Origin of the sequence: Chitinophaga sancti, from assembly GCF_034087045.1 — a bacterium.
GTDB lineage: Bacteria > Bacteroidota > Bacteroidia > Chitinophagales > Chitinophagaceae > Chitinophaga > Chitinophaga sancti_B.
Genome location: NZ_CP139247.1, coordinates 1,537,039 through 1,555,784, shown reverse-complemented (window position 1 = coordinate 1,555,784; position 18,746 = coordinate 1,537,039). Strand labels below are relative to the sequence as shown.

The 18,746-nt window shown below is 41.2% G+C and carries 15 protein-coding genes; all 15 read right to left on the bottom strand.

Translation table 11 applies throughout. The features are described 5' to 3' along the window. Positions 1-5: 5 nt before the first annotated feature. Positions 6-998, bottom strand: a complete 993-nt coding sequence (locus SIO70_RS06550; RefSeq protein ID WP_320580144.1) for a glycosyltransferase family 2 protein — start codon at positions 996-998, stop codon at positions 6-8. Further along, a complete protein-coding gene (locus SIO70_RS06545; RefSeq protein WP_320580143.1) occupies positions 982-2,499 on the bottom strand; it encodes an oligosaccharide flippase family protein in 1,518 nt (505 codons plus the stop codon). Before SIO70_RS06545 ends, SIO70_RS06550 begins: the two co-directional genes overlap by 17 nt. A gap of 1 nt (position 2,500) precedes the next feature. Then, positions 2,501-3,172: a hypothetical protein gene (locus tag SIO70_RS06540; RefSeq protein WP_320580142.1), complete on the bottom strand. Its 672-nt coding sequence runs from the start codon at positions 3,170-3,172 to the stop codon at positions 2,501-2,503. Next, positions 3,169-4,023, bottom strand: coding sequence for an NAD(P)-dependent oxidoreductase (locus tag SIO70_RS06535; protein ID WP_320580141.1), 855 nt, complete (start codon positions 4,021-4,023; stop codon positions 3,169-3,171). The genes SIO70_RS06540 and SIO70_RS06535 overlap by 4 nt, the downstream gene beginning before the upstream one ends. Position 4,024: 1 nt before the next feature. Continuing rightward, positions 4,025-5,251, bottom strand: coding sequence for a class I SAM-dependent methyltransferase (locus tag SIO70_RS06530; protein ID WP_320580140.1), 1,227 nt, complete (start codon positions 5,249-5,251; stop codon positions 4,025-4,027). A 48-nt stretch (positions 5,252-5,299) separates the two neighbouring features. Beyond that, on the bottom strand, positions 5,300-5,827 hold the full coding sequence (gene rfbC, locus SIO70_RS06525) for a dTDP-4-dehydrorhamnose 3,5-epimerase (RefSeq protein WP_320580139.1): 528 nt from the start codon (positions 5,825-5,827) through the stop codon (positions 5,300-5,302). Then, complete coding sequence (gene rfbG / locus SIO70_RS06520) at positions 5,824-6,912, bottom strand: CDP-glucose 4,6-dehydratase (protein ID WP_320580138.1); 1,089 nt, start codon at positions 6,910-6,912, stop codon at positions 5,824-5,826. The genes rfbC and rfbG overlap by 4 nt, the downstream gene beginning before the upstream one ends. Next, a complete protein-coding gene (gene rfbF, locus SIO70_RS06515; RefSeq protein WP_320580137.1) occupies positions 6,897-7,670 on the bottom strand; it encodes a glucose-1-phosphate cytidylyltransferase in 774 nt (257 codons plus the stop codon). The genes rfbG and rfbF overlap by 16 nt, the downstream gene beginning before the upstream one ends. 14 nt (positions 7,671-7,684) lie before the next feature. After that, complete coding sequence (locus tag SIO70_RS06510; protein WP_320580136.1) at positions 7,685-8,767, bottom strand: lipopolysaccharide biosynthesis protein; 1,083 nt, start codon at positions 8,765-8,767, stop codon at positions 7,685-7,687. 33 nt (positions 8,768-8,800) lie between these two features. Next, positions 8,801-11,305, bottom strand: coding sequence for an SLBB domain-containing protein (locus SIO70_RS06505; RefSeq protein ID WP_320580135.1), 2,505 nt, complete (start codon positions 11,303-11,305; stop codon positions 8,801-8,803). Between the two features lie 532 nt (positions 11,306-11,837). Then, positions 11,838-13,031 carry a sterol desaturase family protein gene (locus tag SIO70_RS06500; protein ID WP_320580134.1) on the bottom strand — a complete coding sequence of 398 codons (1,194 nt, stop codon included), beginning with the start codon at positions 13,029-13,031 and terminating at the stop codon, positions 11,838-11,840. 229 nt (positions 13,032-13,260) lie between these two features. Then, on the bottom strand, positions 13,261-14,328 hold the full coding sequence (locus tag SIO70_RS06495) for an AAA family ATPase (RefSeq protein ID WP_320580133.1): 1,068 nt from the start codon (positions 14,326-14,328) through the stop codon (positions 13,261-13,263). A 233-nt stretch (positions 14,329-14,561) separates the two neighbouring features. After that, positions 14,562-15,191, bottom strand: coding sequence for a DinB family protein (locus tag SIO70_RS06490; protein WP_320580132.1), 630 nt, complete (start codon positions 15,189-15,191; stop codon positions 14,562-14,564). A gap of 606 nt (positions 15,192-15,797) precedes the next feature. Beyond that, complete coding sequence (locus SIO70_RS06485) at positions 15,798-16,880, bottom strand: PA0069 family radical SAM protein (RefSeq protein WP_320580131.1); 1,083 nt, start codon at positions 16,878-16,880, stop codon at positions 15,798-15,800. A 46-nt stretch (positions 16,881-16,926) separates the two neighbouring features. Then, positions 16,927-18,708, bottom strand: a complete 1,782-nt coding sequence (locus tag SIO70_RS06480) for a MutS-related protein (RefSeq protein ID WP_320580130.1) — start codon at positions 18,706-18,708, stop codon at positions 16,927-16,929. Positions 18,709-18,746 lie beyond the last annotated feature (38 nt).

The following is an 18,746-nucleotide window of genomic DNA, read 5'->3' as shown; positions in this document are numbered from 1 at the left end:
TCTTTTTACTTCCCGAAAATGAGTTTTATAAATGTCTTACCTATCAAGGGCTGTGCGTATAAAAGCAGAAATACCTTCCATTTAATTCTGTTTGTCAGCTCTATGTATTCATTCGGATAATTTTCAATGATATAATTACGCAATTGGCGATATGCATCTCTCTTCCCTATATAGAGCTGGGTCAGATTGTCCTTTATAAGATTCATCAGGAAACAATGCTTCCATTTATCAAGCTGCCCCTTATCTATGTTACCTTGTGCCAGGGCCATTTCGTAGGGTTTAGTGATCATTAGGAAATTGTTGATACAGTGTTGTGCACTGGTCTGAATATGTGCATTCGACCCATGTACACGAAATGTATAACAGGCTCCATTAATGAGTCCAACATCTCCCAGCAGCATCAGCATCAAGTTACTCCCCACATCAATTGCTGTATAATTGTTATCAAATACATGCAATGAATTAAAGACAACCCTATTGATAAGAATACCCGCCCAGCTTAAATCTTCTTTACCAGAATAGCTCAGGAATACATCCATTCCTCTGCGAAATTCCTGATCAAATAAGTTACCTGCTGCCGCATCCTCCTCTTTTCCCGTTGCCTCATAGAGGTTTTTACACCGGCCTTTTACAAAATTAGCAGAAGGATACCGCTGCACCAGCGCAACCGCTTTTGAAATAAAGCCCGCATCCGGCAACAAATCATCACTGTTCAGTATTACAAAATAATCTCCAATTGCCCTTGTTTCTATTGCAAGCTTGAAATTGGGAAGCATCCCCACATTGATATCATTCCTAAAATATTTCACCCGCGAATCACTTAACAAGGGTTTAATCACATCTGCCGTATTATCATCCGAACAGTTATCGGAAACAATTACCTCAAAGTTCTCATAATCCTGCTGAAGCGCTGACTGAATAGCATCTCCTATCCACCGAGCCCTGTTATAAGAAGTAATAATGATACTTACTAATGGCTTTTTACCTATGTCCGTCATATACATATCCTTTTAACAACGTACCTGCATACTGTCTTGCTTCTTTCATACATAAACAGGAGCTAAGAAACACCACTACACCTATACCAGCAAGTGTGATGAAATTTAATGCTATGCCGGGCAGCGTATAAATAATGACCAGTTTTATCAGGATTACAGCAGCCATTGGAGGCAACATCGGCAAAAATGTATCCTTCCAGTACCACCTGAATAATTCTGTTTTCAATAGTTTTCTGTGCATAAGCGGTTGACTGATCAAAATATATCCGGTATTCACAATCACCCAAACTGAAGTAGCTCCAATAGCTCCATATTTTTTCGTTAATACCAAAAGCAAAGGGATCAGTAGTATTGCCGCAATTAAATTCTGGATTATAGTAAATTTAGTCCAGCCATTGGCCACAATGAGATTGTATGGCATAACCATCAATGCATTAAAAATACTGCCGATTAATACTATGCGGGTAAGCACATATACATGTGAAGTAGTAGCAGCATTTTTGAACAAAACCTGCGCCACATCCTCTGTAAAAAATAAAAGTACAAGACAAAAAGGAAAGATAAGTACCGCCATCAGCCGACAAGCCTGATGATAAGCCGTCTTCAGCTGTGCTTCATTATTTGAAGCCACCAGGTTAGCAAGTCGGGGGAAAAAGGTTTCACTCACGGGTATTACTATTAGGTTCACAGTGGTAGCCAGTGTATATGCCAGGGTGTAGTAACCAAACTGGGAGAGGGGCAACATTTTGCTCAATACAATTTTATCAATTTGTGACAGCAGAAAAGATACAATACTGATGCTGGTCATTCCTGCTGCAAATCGCCAGATAATCTTTATCTGTAGTATTGAAAATTTCGGCTTTCTATGTGCACCAGGCATTTGCCTCCATAACCCCCAACGCATTGTTAAAACATATAACAGACTTAATGCTGCCTGCCATAAAAAAAAGGCATCAATGGTAGCTGAAATAAACTTTAGAACAATTATTACTCCTGCAGCTCTTAGCGTGGTCATTACCACGGTTATCACATTATTGACAATCTGCTTCTCCAGCCCTGTTAATCCACCATTGTATAGACTTACCGGCCATTGAAAAGAAACAACCATGCCCATCAACATTACCGCATGTTTTACCATTGATGTAGGTAATGTTTCTACTTTTACCCACCGTGTAGCTATTAAACCTGAAAATAAAACGATAACAGCTCCAATCACCAGGCCAATTAACCAATATATACATTCCAGTGAAAAAGTGAGGTCCCTCACCTCTTCCACAGATTTATTTTCTACTTTATATTTAGCCAGCTCCCGATTGAGTGTTGTACTTAAGCCCATATCCAGAATCGCCATGGTTCCGATTAGCGTCGCATAAAATCCAACCAGACCATAAGATTCTATACCCAGGTATTTAATATAAAGAGGCAGCATCAGGATACTAATGGCAGCACCCCATACTTTTCCCAGTAAATTCGATACTATGTTTACCTTAATAGAAGCCAAATTATATTATTTGCACATTAAAGAATGTTTGAGCATATGACTTTTCAGCTGCTCTGATGACTGTTGCTCCCTGGTCATTTCTAAATACAATACTGTGATCCGGAATGTTAGTACCAAATATGGACGTATATGCACTGATAGACACATTGTGCCCAATTCTGCAATTGCCAATGAGTGCACTGTGTGCTGTCAGGGAAACACCTTTACCCATTACCGGATAAATTCCTTTATGAGAACCGACAGTGCATCCCTGCAATGCTACAAAGAAGTCTGAGTAGGTTGCTTTTCCTAACATAGTAGCACTACAATGAAAGAGCAGGAAAATATCCGGCAATGCTGTATTATACATACAATCCAGTCCGTGCAAGGTTTTATTCAGGTAATATAGCTTATTACATACATCTGTTGCCTGCTTTTGCTTCCAGATTGAATTGCCAAGGTACCAGAGGTACATCACATAGTGATCACTATAAAGGTGATTGAACTTTACATCGGTGCCATCAAAATAATGCTTTAGACTACAATGTTTAAAACAATATTCCAGTCGCTGCAAAGCCAGATCCACCTCTGCCGAAAAATCAGACAACTGTACAGGATGGTCATCCGGAAAGAAAAAATTCAGCTGTTTTGATGTATATTTCTCTAATTCCTCTCTGGACAAAGATGTTATCATAACAACCCAATTGTACTTAATTTATTTGTATCCCCCCAAAAGACCATTGGTTCATAATCTGCATACTGATAATAACCAAGATTCAATGAAATGGCAGCTTGCTTTTTCTCCAGGTAATCGAGCACCAGTTGTTTTACTGTTATCGGTTTACCACTGCAACAATTAATCACACCAGTCACCTGATTTTGCAATGCGGTACTGACAATGTATGTTGCTACCTTATCCACTGGCAGGTAATCCCGTACCTGCTCTCCCCCACTCATGTTGAATACCGTATCGCCATTAGTAATCGCTGTATCGAGTTGAGATAAAAGCGATTTAGGGTGCTGCCCTTTCCCGTACATATAAAACAACCGCAGCCATTTTAGATCGAAGGGAATTTCTAACTGCAGTACCTGTAAATGTTTCCGCAGTGTATCTTTTGCTATCGCATATGGATTCTGAGGGTCCGTTTCCATATCTTCCCTTAGAAGACCCTCCTTCATTCCATATTCAAAACATGTACCCGTAACTGTAAGATCACGCAATCCATGTCTGATCATATTCTGCAAAAATGCATAATGCCGGGGGAGATTCACCTTGTAATGGAAGTCTGATTTATAATTTGGTAATCCTTCCCAGGTAAGATGAATAACAGCATCAGGTGCTCCAAAAAAATCAAAGTAGTTGATGCTGTCGTCGAATAATTCGATATTAAATACGATATGATGTACTGCCGGGTACCAGCTAGTTTGCTGCACTTTCTCTAAACCGGAAGAAGAGGTAATCACGGTACAATTACTTTGCAGTAATTTATTCACCACATAATTCCCAATGAACCCAGTTGCCCCTGTTACCAACACCTTCTTCATATTACAGAATTTGTATTTCAGGAATTGCAATCACAAACTGTCCTCCCCAGCTACGTATATAAGATAGCTGATTCATGATCTCTTCTTTGAGATTCCAGGGTAGTATGAATACAAAAGCAGGTTTTACTGCCTTCAGATAATCTTCATTAGTTACTGGAATATGACTAGCAGGAAGGAATTTATCTTGCTTATGAGGATTAGCATCTACAACAAAATCAATCAGATCATTCTTAATACCACAGTAGTTCAATAGCGTATTACCTTTAGCAGCAGCACCATATGCAGCGACTTGCTTACCGTCTCTCTTCTGTTGAATAAGAAACCCGATAAGGTCTAATTTAATTCCCAATGCTTTCTGCTGAAAATTGTCATAATAATCAAGTGATACCATTCCTTTATCAGCCTCTTTTTTCAGCATAGTTGCTACACGATCCGAAATCTCTTTTGAATCATCCTCAACATGACACGCGTAAATGCGCAAGGATCCGCCATGGGTTGGCACTTCTTCTACATCAAACATCTTCAGGCCCTGTGCTTCAAATATTTCTTTCACGGTGTAGAAAGACAAATAAGAAAAGTGCTCGTGGTAAATGGTATCAAACTGATTGTTTTCCACCAGCTGCATGAGGTGAGGGAATTCCATGGTAATGACACCATTCTTTTTTAGAATGATCTTCATGCCTTTAACAAAGTCAACAATATCCGGAACATGTGCCAGTACATTGTTGCCAAGTAAAAGATCAGCCTGTATATTTTTAGCTGCCAGCTCAGTTGCAAGTCTTACACCAAAGAAGTCCACAATGGAGTCAATCCCCTTGCTAATAGCTACCTTTGCTGTATTTGCAGTAGGCTCTATTCCTAATACCGGCACCTGATTTTCCTTAAAGTACTGCAACAGATAGCCATCATTGGATGCGATTTCAATCACCTGTGATTGTTGATTAAATCCAAATCGCGCTATCATTGCTTCAGTATATTTTTTTACGTGTGCCAGCCAACTAGTTGAATAGGAAGAAAAATATACATACTCACTATTAAAAATTGCATCCGATTTTTTATACTCATCTACCTGTACCAGAAAACATTTGCTGCAGGTATATACCTTCAGCGGATAAAAGGTTTCTGGTTCGTTCAACTGTTCACCAGTCAGAAAGGAATTAGATGCTGGTGAGTTAGCAAGGTCTATGAATGTATTTGTCAATTCGGTCTTACAAAATCTGCAGTGCATAAATGAACCTTATTTTGCGCCCCAAATGAGGCGGTATATTGAAATTAATTAGTTAATTAAGGGATGTTGTCTATCCCTTTCTGATATATCTTTAACGGCTATAGGCCATTTGATACCGAGTTTTGGATCATCATATCGCAAACCACCTTCTACCTGAGGCATATAAAATGCACTGTGGTGATAGATGAGCGCACAATTATCTTCCAATGTCTGAAATCCATGGGCAAATCCTTTAGGGATATAGAGCATTTTACCATTATCGGCGGATAACTCAATGCCAAACCATTGCAGATAAGTAGGTGAATCCTGCCGGATATCTACGATCACATCATAAATAGCTCCCGAAATACACCTGATCAATTTGATCTCCTCATACGGAGAATGCTGGAAGTGCATACCACGGATAGAACCTTTTTGCTTAGTAAACGAGTGATTCATCTGCACCCATTCTTCCCGGTGTCCAATTGACTCAAACTCCCGTTTGCAATAGGTTCTTGCAAACCAGCCCCTGTCATCGCTGAAGGGTTGCAGTGTTATCACATAACTGGCAGCTAAAGGAGTTTCATTAAATATCATAAATTCAGGTAGCTATTAATTTGTTCAAAAGTAAAAGTCACCTTTTCCGGCAAGCTTTTTTTATACCAATCTATCGTCCATGCTATTGCCTGTTTTGAATCCAGTTTAGGCAGCCATTGTAGTTCTTGAGCGGCCAACGCAATATCAAGCTGTAACAGATGCCCTTCATGCGGTTGGTTGGTATCAGAATTATCCTTCCATTCACCCTTACCCCAGGCTGAAATCGCTAGTTCAACCAGTTCCTTTACCGTTAAATGGTCCTGAGGTTGTGGACCAAAATTGTAGGCTTTACCATACTTTACAGGGTTCTCATTTAAGAGGGCACCTAGCAACAGATATCCGCTTATTGGCTCCAGCACATGTTGCCAAGGCCTTACCGAAGATGGATTTCTCACAGCTATCACTTCCTGTGCAGTCAGGGCGCGGACAATATCAGGAATGATTCTGTTCTCGCTGAAGTCGCCACCACCAATTACATTACCGGCTCTGGCGCTGGCCACTGCCTTATGATGGACGTTATACTCGGCTACATTGAAGAATGAATTTCGAAAAGAGTTCACTAACAACTCTGTGCAGGCTTTGCTGGCACTATATGGATCATACCCTCCAAGCACATCAGCTTCATTGTACAACAGGTTTTTCTCCTTATTTTCATATACCTTATCGGTAGTGATAACTACTACTGCACATGGCTTGTTCAAATGAATTAACGCTTCCAGTATATTCGCAGTTCCAATTACATTTATTTCAAAGGTCTCTGCAGGAATAGCATAAGAACGACGCACCAATGGCTGTGCTGCCAGATGGAAAATATAATCAGGCTGAAAGAAAAGTATTTCATTGATTAGGCGTTGCTTGTCTCTAATATCCGCAATGACACTGTCAACATCCAACTCCTTTTCGAGCAACGAATAAATACAACCTTCATATTCCGGTGCCAGCGCAAATCCTTTTACCTCTGCACCCATAGCATTCAACAAAGCCGTCATCCAGGCCCCCTTAAATCCGGTATGTCCCGTCAGGAAGACCCGCTTACCCTGATAAGTACTTTTCAATTTTTCAAACATCGTTACCATATTTTCCATAATGCTGCATTAGTTACCCAGGCTTCCTCCAGCTCCATTTTATCTCTTAGCGTATCCATGGGCTTCCAGAATCCTTCATGCTTAAAAGCAGTCATTTGATTGTCTGCAACCAGCCGCTCCATTGGGGTACGTTCAAAAATAGTAGCATCACCATCGATATAGTCAAATACCTGTGGCTCACATACGAAGAACCCCCCGTTGATCCAGGCACCGTCACCTTTAGGTTTCTCCATGAATGAATGTACCTGGTTACTTTCCTTGTCAATGTTTAATGCACCAAAGCGGCCAGATGGCTGTACGGATGTAACGGTACAATAACGATTATTGTTACGGTGGAATTTCACTAATTCATTAATGTTGACATTACTCACCCCGTCTCCGTATGTTAACAGGAATGGCTCATTGCCGATATGTGGCTGTATACGTTTGATGCGCCCTCCTGTCATCGAATCCATCCCTGTATCTACGAGGGTTATACTCCATGGTTCCACCTGGGAATCATGCACCTTCATAGAATTATCTTTCAGGTTTATAGTTACATCTGATTTATGTAAGAAATAATTTGCAAAATATTCCTTTATCACATATCCCTTATATCCAAGGCAAATTACAAAATCATTATATCCATATGCAGAATACAGTTTCATAATATGCCAAAGAATGGGAATGCCCCCAATCTCAACCATAGGTTTGGGCTTAATGACTGTTTCCTCCGACAATCTTGTACCTAACCCTCCTGCAAGAATAACTACCTTCATAATTAATATTCAATTTATTCCATGATCTTTTTATAAATCCGTCTCACCAAAAGAACACTTATAGTCAGAAATCCCCCTAAAATACCTCCGATCAATCCCCCTTTTGTTTTCCCTAATTTCTCCTTTTTCAGTGGTAATATAGGAGTATCCACAATTTGTATAATAGGTGTCTCCTGTGACATTGTTAGCTTACTCAACTCCAGATTTTTCACCACGTCCTGAAACATTGTTTGCAATACCACCTTGTCTCTCAATACAAGCTCTGTTCCTACAGATGCCTGACTTTTCACTGGATTCATGTTCAGATCCTGGGCAATTGCGGCACTATATGTCTTACGGTTCAGCAAAATTTCAATTGAGTCAGCCTTTCTTTGAAGTATATCTACATTTGCTTTGGATCGCCTGGTTTTCATCATGGCATAAAACGTAGTGGCTTCATCTACCAGGCGCTCAGTAAAGATTTTGGAAAATAATTCATTCCTGGAGGTAGTCTGCACGTCAATAAAGCTAAGTTTCTTATCAGGCTTCGCTATCTGTAGGTTCCCCCTAATGAGCATTTCATACATGCTGTTCAGGATACTATCTTGTAATAGGGTAAACTTTTTTCTGTCCGGATTAACAGGAAAATGTATATCAGAAAGTCGGGGGCCCCAACCATTTCTCATCTCATTGAATTCAATATAAAATTCTGCCAGGCTTAATTCCTTTCCGTCTACATTTATCGGAGTCAATAATGTCTTCTCAATCATCAGCCTCGACTTCAAAAATTCTATTACATTATCACCGGAAAACAGGCCACTGGTTCCCCCACCCATCGAGCTCAGATCTATCCCGAGCTGATTTGCTACTCCTGCATAACTGCTTAATCCACCGGGCTTGCTGCTTTCTTCCAACACAAAAGTCAAATCTCCAACATATTTAGGCTTACTAAAAAGAGCGAAGGTTAATCCAATCCCACTGCCTACTAATCCAAATATTCCAACTACTATCCATTTACTTAATAAATATCGCCACCATTCCTGTATTTTAAGAATCAATTCCTTTAATGAAATCTCTTCATTTTCCACCTTGCCAGCCACCTCATTTGATTGTTCCATATTGCTTTCTTTAAACTTTAATAAGTTGGATAGTTATTTGGTTGAGTTTATAATTGTAACAATCACAAGTGCAACAGAGGCAAGCGCACTAGCTAAGCTAACAGCTTCACCTGTTGACATACCCTGATGCTGCTTCTTTGGAGGGACATAGATTTCTGACCCTGGTTCTACTTTAGGATATCGGTTAAAAAACAATACTTTGCGCGTGCTTTTTACCTTTCCGTTTGCATATACAATATAACTTCTTCTTCTTAAGGCTGTGGCTGTAAAACCTCCTGACCCATTTACATAATCCCGGAAGGTAAAGCTCTTATCAAATCTTACTTTTTTGGGGAAATACACTTCACCAAACATCTGCACAGTTTGCAACTTTTTGGGTACCCTGATTACATCTCCTTCTTCAAGATACAGATCGTATTTGGACCCTGGATTAGCAAGTGCCTTTTTCAGTTCAATACCAAGCAATTGCATTTTCTTTGTCATTTCATCCTTCACCCTTTCTACATTCGAAGTATCTCTCAATTTATTATAAAACACTTGTAGTTTGCTAGAAAGAAAGGTACTGTCAGCTGAGTTCGCAAAAGTTTTGCGTAGCAATAATGCTCCTTCTGCAGATGCATCAGGACGAAGACCACCAGCTCTGCGAATCACATCGGAAATACGTTCTTTCTTATTGTTGATGGTATAAATTCCAGGATATGCAATTTCTCCATTTATTATCACATTGGCCTGTTCAGAATAAGAAGGCTCCCTGCGAATCATGATTTCATCAAAAGGCTGAAGAGCAAAGGCATTTGCTTCTCCATTTGCCGATAAATCAGCATTCAGATCAAACTGTCGTGTAATCGCCATTCTAAAGTCTGCTGAGTCATATACACCTTTATTATGAATACGACGGGAGATTTCTACATGTGTCAAACTTGCCGCACTCTTTAGTCCTCCCGCCAACAGAATCAGATCTTCCAGATGCATGCTATCGCCATATATATAGTACCCTGGCTGATTAACTTCACCATCTATTTTTACAAGAAATTCTTCACGTACTTTAAGTTTAGAAAAGATAATCACGCTATCTTCCCGTTTCAACGGCATATTTTCTTTTCCGTCCAGCACGTCCTGTACATTAAAATTCACAATAGAAGGAGTATAGTCATCCTGTAAACGACGGATCACACCCCGTGACATCACTGCTTCTTCCTGAACACCATCTGCCTTCTTAATAAGGTCCGCCACAGTCATATTAGGCTCCAGGGCAAAATCTCCGGCATGGAATACAGCCCCCGCAATGGTTACCCTGTTTGTATAGCGCGATACTACCGAGTCTACATAGAATTTATCACCTGTTTTTAGGCGAAAGAAAGCTACAGAATCAGCCGGAATGGTTACTACTTCCCTTGCTCGCTTGTTCACCCTGTAATCTCTGATGTTGTCACGGAAAGCATTGTCCGTATATCCTCCTGCAAACTCAATGATGTCCTGTAAAGTTTCTCTTTCTTTGGCCTCAAATATAGCGGGACGTTTTACCTCTCCCGTCACTTCCACCCTCAACTTATAAGGATTCACCTTCACGATATCCTGATCCTGTAATACCACATTATTAGAAAGATCACCATGCACCAAAAAATCGTAAAGGTCAAAAGTGCTGACTACATTTCCGTTCCGGATCACATCTATATTACGGAAGGAACCATTTTCGTTCGGACCGCCTGATACATACAGTGCATTGGCTACTGTAGCAAGAGAAGGCAACGTATACGTACCGGGTTGGGTCGCCTCACCAATTAACAGAATTCTGATGCTGCGGATATTGCCCAGCGTCACCTGCACAGAAGTATTGCCTGTTTTGATGCCGCTATAGATAGTAGAAAGTTGCTTGGTAATACGCTGAGTAGCTTCAGCCATTGTCAGACCATTCACATACACAGGTCCCAGATATGGAATACGGATATAACCATCAGGGCTTACTTTCAGCTTGTGCTGCACTTCGGAATAACCATATACATCGATGATTACCTCATCATCTGCCGCCAGTTTGTAATTGGGCGGGGTTGCCATACGAAGATTGGGTTCAAAAGTGAGATTCTTATTACTGAATAATTCTGTACCGAATATTTTTCTGCGTTTCAGTTCCTTTTCCAAGTCCTGCCTATCCAGTATTTTCTTATACTTCTGCTGCCAGTAAAAAGTCGTATCTGCCGCTGCATCCTCGTATTGCCGGCCCGTAGAATCCATGCCATTCCTAGTTGAACTATTAGAAGATAATTCTGTATCCAGATTCAGCTGCTTAATCCTTGTTTTAAGTGCTTCTACCTCAGAATCTGCAATCCCCTTTTGCTTGGCATATGAACCTATTTGATCATAAGACACATTATTTTTCTTCATTTCAGCAACTATTTGCCTAATTTGATCATCACTTAGATTGCTCACCTTTATCTGACTCAACTGACTGGATGTCATGCTATTGGTCGAAATTTGTGCCTTTACCCCCAGACCGATAAACAGCATTAACAGTTGCAGTAGAAGTGTTTTTTTGGACATGAACTATCAGATAAAATTTCTTCTTAGGATTATAATAAACAGATTAACATACTGTATTCCAACCACTTTAATTGATAAGAATACATTTGCAAATCTATTAAAAATATCATACAAATGTCAGTTGGGCAGAAATTACGATTTTACCCCCCTGATAAAACGAAAAACCGGCGACGATCGTTACGATTAGCCACCAGTTTTTTTTTAAATATAAAAATGACATGATTTACAACGTAGTAAGGAATTTCAAATCGTTAGAACAGATAATAGCATGTTATTTCATCGCCAGATAGGTTCTTGTATGGAAAACTATGTTATTAATTGTAAGCTGCTTACACACTTCATTAAATATACCTTGCTTATCTGGACAACCAAAATCGCCCGGATGACATAAAAAAATTCTGCCAGGTTTTAGGATATTTGCATAACACTTTCAGTATTAGCAAGTTAACATCCAACTTAACTGAGTAAACACCCAAATTTACATACTATATTTCGAATATAATATATTTATTATGTCTTTAAGAATGGAAAATCACCGGCCATAGAGTAGAAGAAAATATTCCCGCTTGATTTCTCCCTGTAAAAGAAAAAAAGGGAACTGTATTATCAGCAATGATAGAAACAAAAATGGATGAGGCCAATAATAGGATATGATTACAAATCCAATCAATAACCGAACATACTCTAAATAAAAGACCCAGCGCTTTTGCTCCAAAATAGCCCCGGTATTGATCAATGTGAGAAAAATAATAAGGGTGATGCAAATTTGAATAAATACGGGAATATAGTATTCCAGTAGTAAAAATGAAAACAGGATTATAAGCATTATAGCTACCTGCCATACAACATAGGCACTCAATCGCGAGGTCACCTGTATACTCCTGTTAGGTGTCAGGAACTTCTTTTCCAGCTGGGGCCGTAGATCCGGATCTATCTTATCTGGCCGGCCAAAAATGATCTTACACTTCTCGCCGAAGCCTTTGGTCTTTTTGACCGTATAAATGATTTCCAATATAAAATGGAAGTGCTGCCATAGAAAACTATTGCTGTCCAATGGTTTAGTGAGTCCATAAACAGGCTCTTCTTCTTCTACCACAAATGTTCCAAACAGTTTATCCCAGAATACGAATACGTCGCCGTAGTTCTTGTCCAGATACTGGTCATTCGAAGCATGGTGCACACGGTGATGGGAAGGCGTGACAAAAATATATTCCAAAAACCCCAGTTTAGGGATGGTACGGGTATGAATAAAGAATGGATAGATACCATGTACCAGTTGCACACTGATGATCATGGCCGGTGGAAAACCGATCACAGGCAGGATAGCCCAGAAACACATACGGGCAAAAGCCTGAAATACAGTAATTCTGGCAGAAACGGTGTAGTTGAAGTCATCACTTTGGTGATGCACCACGTGGGCAGCCCAGAGAAAGTTGACTTCATGTGCCAGCCGGTGATACCAGTACCAGATAAAATCTGTGAGCAACAGCAACGAAACCCACAGCAATATGCCCGATTGTATATTAAAAATACCGAAGTGACGGTGCAGGGTATCGTAAACAAAATAGAAGATCCCTACAGTGAAGGTATCCAGCAATCGCTCCGCGATACCGACATTAAGATTGCTGACGGAGCTGGCAAAACCAAAATAGTTCTTTCCGGTTCTACGGGCAACAAGGTATTCCAGGCCCATTAGCCCCAGGAACAGTGGAACGGCCCAGGCCATGTGATTTAAATGCACGCCAAGAATGATTTCGAATTACGGGTAAAAGCCCTACTGTTGGTGGCCAATGGAGCAAGATCAAGGCAATATTACAATAATTATTTTAAATAGTCTACAGTTTCAATAGACTACACACTCAGTTTATCTCCGGCAAAACTGAGTAAAAGGCAAAAAAGAAGCCCATGCCTGTGGCATGGGCTTCTTTTTGAAGTATTTAATAAATTTAACTGAGTTACATCTTAAACCCGGCCCTGAAACCAATAGTCACCTCCTGCTTTTCAAAGCTGGGCTCATGCTGGTTCATCACCTCGGCTATCGTCATCGGCTTATCAATCAACGTCTGGAAACCCTGTTTCCCTGACAGCTGACGCGCCTTATCTACTGACAACTTACCAAATTCATACTTAGCGATCAAACGCCCTTTCCTCAGCAATGCGCTGTCAATCTGTGAAATATCACTATTGAAAGTACAGATCACCTGCACATTCAGACAGTCCGCCAGCAGACCATCGGACAGGTTCAGGAGGTTTGACACGGAAGAATTCCCAGTAGTCTTTCTATCCATGATGATATTCTCCGCATCTTCAATCACCAGAATGGTGTTCGGGTTATCAATCAGCAGATCGATAAACTCAGGCTGCATAATATTGCGGGCCACTGCAGGAGAGAGGAATAACACTCTCTTCTTCAATCGGCCGATCAGATACCGCAGGTACGTGGTCTTACCGGTACCAGGCAATCCATGCAGTAATACAATCCCCTTGTCTTCGTCTGTATTCAGGCGTTTGTAGATCAGCTGATCGATGGACAGAAAGTCATCCTCATAATAGAGGTGCAGGTCCAGTTTAGTCCGCTTGAACTCCATAGGTTTTAGCGTCAGGGTGCCATTTTCTACGGTGATCAGGTTCAGTTCAAATTTCTTTTTCTTTTCGCGGGTACGATATCTTCTTACCAGGGTAGTTATTTCTTTGACAATGGGATCTGACTGGCCATTGTGCAGTATTTCGCAGTAACCATCGCCAAACTCCACCATTACCTCATTGTTGAGCACAACAATGGAGAGATCATGCTGATAAGTTTTATCTTTCTTATCGATTTCTTCCCTTCTGTATACTTCTGATATTTTATCCTTGTAGGCATTCTTAAAAGCGGCAAGCGACCGCTCACCGTTAATGCCGTAAACCATACTTATATTAGGTATTCTATTGAAATAATACAGGTAAAAGGGTCTGCTCTCCAGCAGGCCATTGCCAAAAATAGTATCCCCACTGATCACCCGCTGCTGTAAAATATTTTCCATGCGATTTTTAAAAATGATTGCAAAGGTACACTCTTCTATAAGAAAACTGGCAGGGCAGGATTACCCCGCGGTATACGTACGATGTTTCTTACAATTTGATTTGGGCATATTAACAAATTTTAGGGTTGCTGTTCGTTTCACAAAAAATACCGGCAACAAGATTGTTACCGGTACATTGAATGGTATTAGAACAGCGGGATTAAAAAACAAAGGATGAGCAATATAGTTGACCATTATAGCACTGCCATATCTGCTGCTGCTTCGTCTGGCGCATCTACGATGGATGTCACAATACGTGTAGCCGGTTCTTTTTCTCCATTATATTCTCTTTTTAACCTTTCCATTTGGCGAATGTGACGCTCAATGTGTTTAGTTAAAAAGTAGATGTACTGGTAAATATCCAGTTTGCCCAGGTGATTCACAGACATGTTGGTAAGTACCAACCTGCCTTCTCCATTTTTCAGCAGACTAAGATTATACATACATTGCGCAAACTGTTGTTTGAGCAGGGTTCTGATTTCGTGTATGTCCTGCAGGCCGCTAGGCTCCAGGTGTTCAGGTCTGATCCATCCAAAAGAACGGCTACCTATTACATCGATCTGGTCAAACTTTTCATGGTAATCTGCAGGCAATGTAATCGCTCCGGCCGCATGTCTGCGATCCAGGGCACGACGTGTACTCTTGTTAATAATCAGTAACAGGAAATAATTTGTAAGGCTGATATGTTCCAGCACTTCTCTGGCATTCCAGTGCCCCGCGTCAGGTTTATAGTGTAACAGGTCAGCTTCTTTATCAAACCACTTGTCTAACTCCCTGAAATTGGTGAGCAATGCCTCTCTTACTACTTGAATTACGTTTCTCATCTTCTAGCTGTTTGGGGTTATGCACCCTATCCCGATCCACTTTCTGTACACGGTTAGTACATAACAGTATTAAAAAATATTAATGTCCATAGTTTGTTTTTTCGTTTCACCGGATTTTTATAAAATAAAAAACCCGGCTCCTTGCATCCGGGCCGGGTGTATATACATAAGTCTACTTATGTCAGTACATACCTAGCCCATTCGGCCCCGTAGTGGCCAATGCGATCCATCGCGCAGATACTGCCAGCCTTCCTGGATAGTATATACACATAACAGTTGTCTGTATCGATTCCTTATCTAACTCAGTCTTCTTCATTTCAGTGCTTAAAAAGCAAAAAGTCCCGCATCATCTGCGGGACTTCTGTTTTATCATTTGATAAGTTATTTCTTTGTTATCAATTGGTGCAACAATCCCGCAACCCACAGCTGGCCTGCTTTTGCTTACAGGACATCGCTGAATTAATATGTTTTGGACTGCGTTTCATTTATATTTTTTTATTGCTCCACAAAGATATTTTTTATTTTTTTATTTCTGCAATATTCTTTAATAAATTTTTTCTAATTTTTTATAGCGCAATCTAATATAATCAGTAGCAATGATATGTGCTAAAACAAACGTAGCTGCACTTGCGGACGCTGAAATAATTCTGTATTGAATTCAAACTTCTCCTGGTTCAACCCATGTTTCTTCGTATGTACTTTGAATTGCTGGCGAATCAGATCAGCCATATTCCCCTCTCCTCTCATCCTTCTTCCAAAGTTGCTGTCATTTACCTGGCCACCATGCAAACCTTCGATGTGATGCCACACTTTGTCGGCCCTGTCCGGGAAATTCTTGTACAACCAATCATTAAAAATCACCTTCACTGCATCGTTCAATCGAACAACTGTATATCCTGCAAATTTAGCGCCATTCGCTGCGGCCATTTCTAACAGCTGCGGCATTTCATGATCATTTAACCCAGGAATCATTGGTGCTGTCATCACTCCCACTGGTATACCCAGTTCACTCAGCTCTTTTACTATCTTGAATCGCTGCGCTGCCGTGGTAGTACGGGGCTCCATTTTCTGACGCAGATCCTCATCTGCCGTTGTGATGGATACATACACACAAACCAGGTTATGCTGCGCCATCTGTTGCAATATATACTTGTCTCGTAGTACAAGGGAGTTCTTTGTAATGATGCCAATGGGCTGTTTGTATTCCCATGCAATCTGTAGTAAGGAACGGGTCAGGAACATTTTCCGTTCCAGCGGCTGGTAGCAATCTGTATTGCCTGACATGGAAATTGGCTTGGGTACCCAACTTTTATTGTCGAGGAACTTTCGCAGTAGTTCGGGTGCGTTCTTTTTAACTACGATCTTTCTTTCAAAATCAAGACCGGCGCTCATGCCCCAGAATTGGTGCGCATTGCGGGCATAGCAGTAGATACATCCATGTTCGCAGCCCTGGTAGGGATTCATGCTGTACCACATGCCTACATCAGGACTATCTACTTTATTCACCAGTGTTTTAGCGTGTTCTTCCAGGATCTGGGTAGGCACGTCCGCCTGCCACCATTCGTCAATGCCCTCAGCATGCTCCTGTGCGTATTCGTTCTTTAGATATTTGTTCTTAGGATTTAATTGGGCACCACGTCCTTTATAATAGAGATTCTCCGGTACACTCTCTTGAAAAGGCAAGGTCATAGCTAATATTTTTAGCTAAAATACTAATTATATTAGCATGCGCAAATTAAATTATCTCCATCTTCTTCATCAGGAATGTTGCATTTTTATTCCTGGCGACCCCTTCCCTGATCCGGTAATCAAAGAACAACTGCTCGTCCCTGATCGTACTCTCAAAACAATAGTTCCTGACTCTACCCGGATACTCCTCTTCCATATGCCCCAGCTCCAGGTCGTGCGTGGCAATCATGCCCAGGCAATTGTATTGCAGGAAATGAGCGATCAGGCTCCGGGACCCTGACAACTTATCTTCTGAGTTAGTTCCTTTCAGGATCTCATCCAGCAGGATAAACACCTTCTCCCCTGATTTTAACACCTTCACTATCTCCTGCAACCGCAACAACTCCGCCTGGAAATAAGAGGTATGCTTCGCAATTGAATCTTTGATCCGCATACTCGTCATGATCTTCATAGGGCTGCAGGAAAACTCCTCTGCACACACCGGCAACCCACACATAGCCAGCAACAGGTTACTACCCACACTCCGCAGGAATGTACTCTTACCACTCATATTCGAACCTGTAATAATCAAAAACTGCTGCGGCGTACCAATCATAATATCGTTCTTCACGCTTTCTTCCGCAGGAATTAACGGATGCCCAATCCCTTTCCCTGTCAGCTGCGACTGCGTATCACTCACCTCCGGATATATAAATTCCGGATGATTATACGCAAACGTAGCCATACTGTTATAGATCTCAAATCCATAAATCACATCCATCCAACCAGCTACCTTGTCCTTGTATTCCAACTTCCATTTTTCCAGTATTACCGCGCAATGCAGGTCATACAATGCCAATCCGTTCAGCAGTAAACCCACCAGCATATTCAGACGCTGGTCCCATGTATTCACAATTCTCGCCAGTCGTTTTAAAGCAACACCTGCCTCCTGCGTTTTCTGCTGATCCCTATTCAACATGGCCGCCTGCCCAAAATTTTCTGCGTTGATCATCTGCACCAGCAGCCCAAACTTGGCAAATACGCGCTCCTTGCTGGCAATCAGGGTATGCTGATGGTTTATGTGCACCAGATACTGTCTTAATATCAGCCCATTAATCGCCAATACACCCAGCAATGGGTAGATATTGAAAGTAATGCCACAATACACGATGGCCGCCAGGCTGAGGACAGGGCTTACCCATCTCATGATCTGTACAAACTGGTTGTTAATAAACCGGATCGGCATATCCAGCCACAATCTCAGCTCATGCTGGTCATCACTCTTCTCCCCTGCCAGCTGCCCCTGCGCTGTGAGCAACTGCCTGAATTGTAGCCTGGGCACCAGCTCCTTCACAACCTCCTGTCTTTCTTTCGTCTTCTCTACACCCAGCCATGGCTCTTTTAAAAATTGCGCCAGCACGGCAGCTCCTGTCAAAGTACCCGCACGATTCATATGACTATATAATGAAGAATGTCCGAACACATCGAGATCTCCTGTATAAGGATGCGTTTCATCCACAAAAAAGGCCCCGTCATAAAAAGTTGAATTCCCTGTAGTGGCCAGGTGATATTCCTTCTCATTCAAATGCAGCAAGGTCTTTGCCAGCGTTTGCCTGTCCTGTATCCGCGTATAGAATACCAGCGCACCAGCAAATACAACCAGCATGAGCACAATAGGCAATAACCAGATTGGTGCAAAAGCATCCCGGAAAAACAGGTAGCCAAAGAACAACATGATCAGAAAACTGAATAAACGCAAATATCCCAGAAGACTCAACTGACGCCTGAACTTCGCCAGTTCCGCCTTGTAATGATCCATCTGTTCTTCATAAATAGCAATAGGGGCCATGTTTTATCATTTAACGGCTGTAATAAAAGCAAAAAATC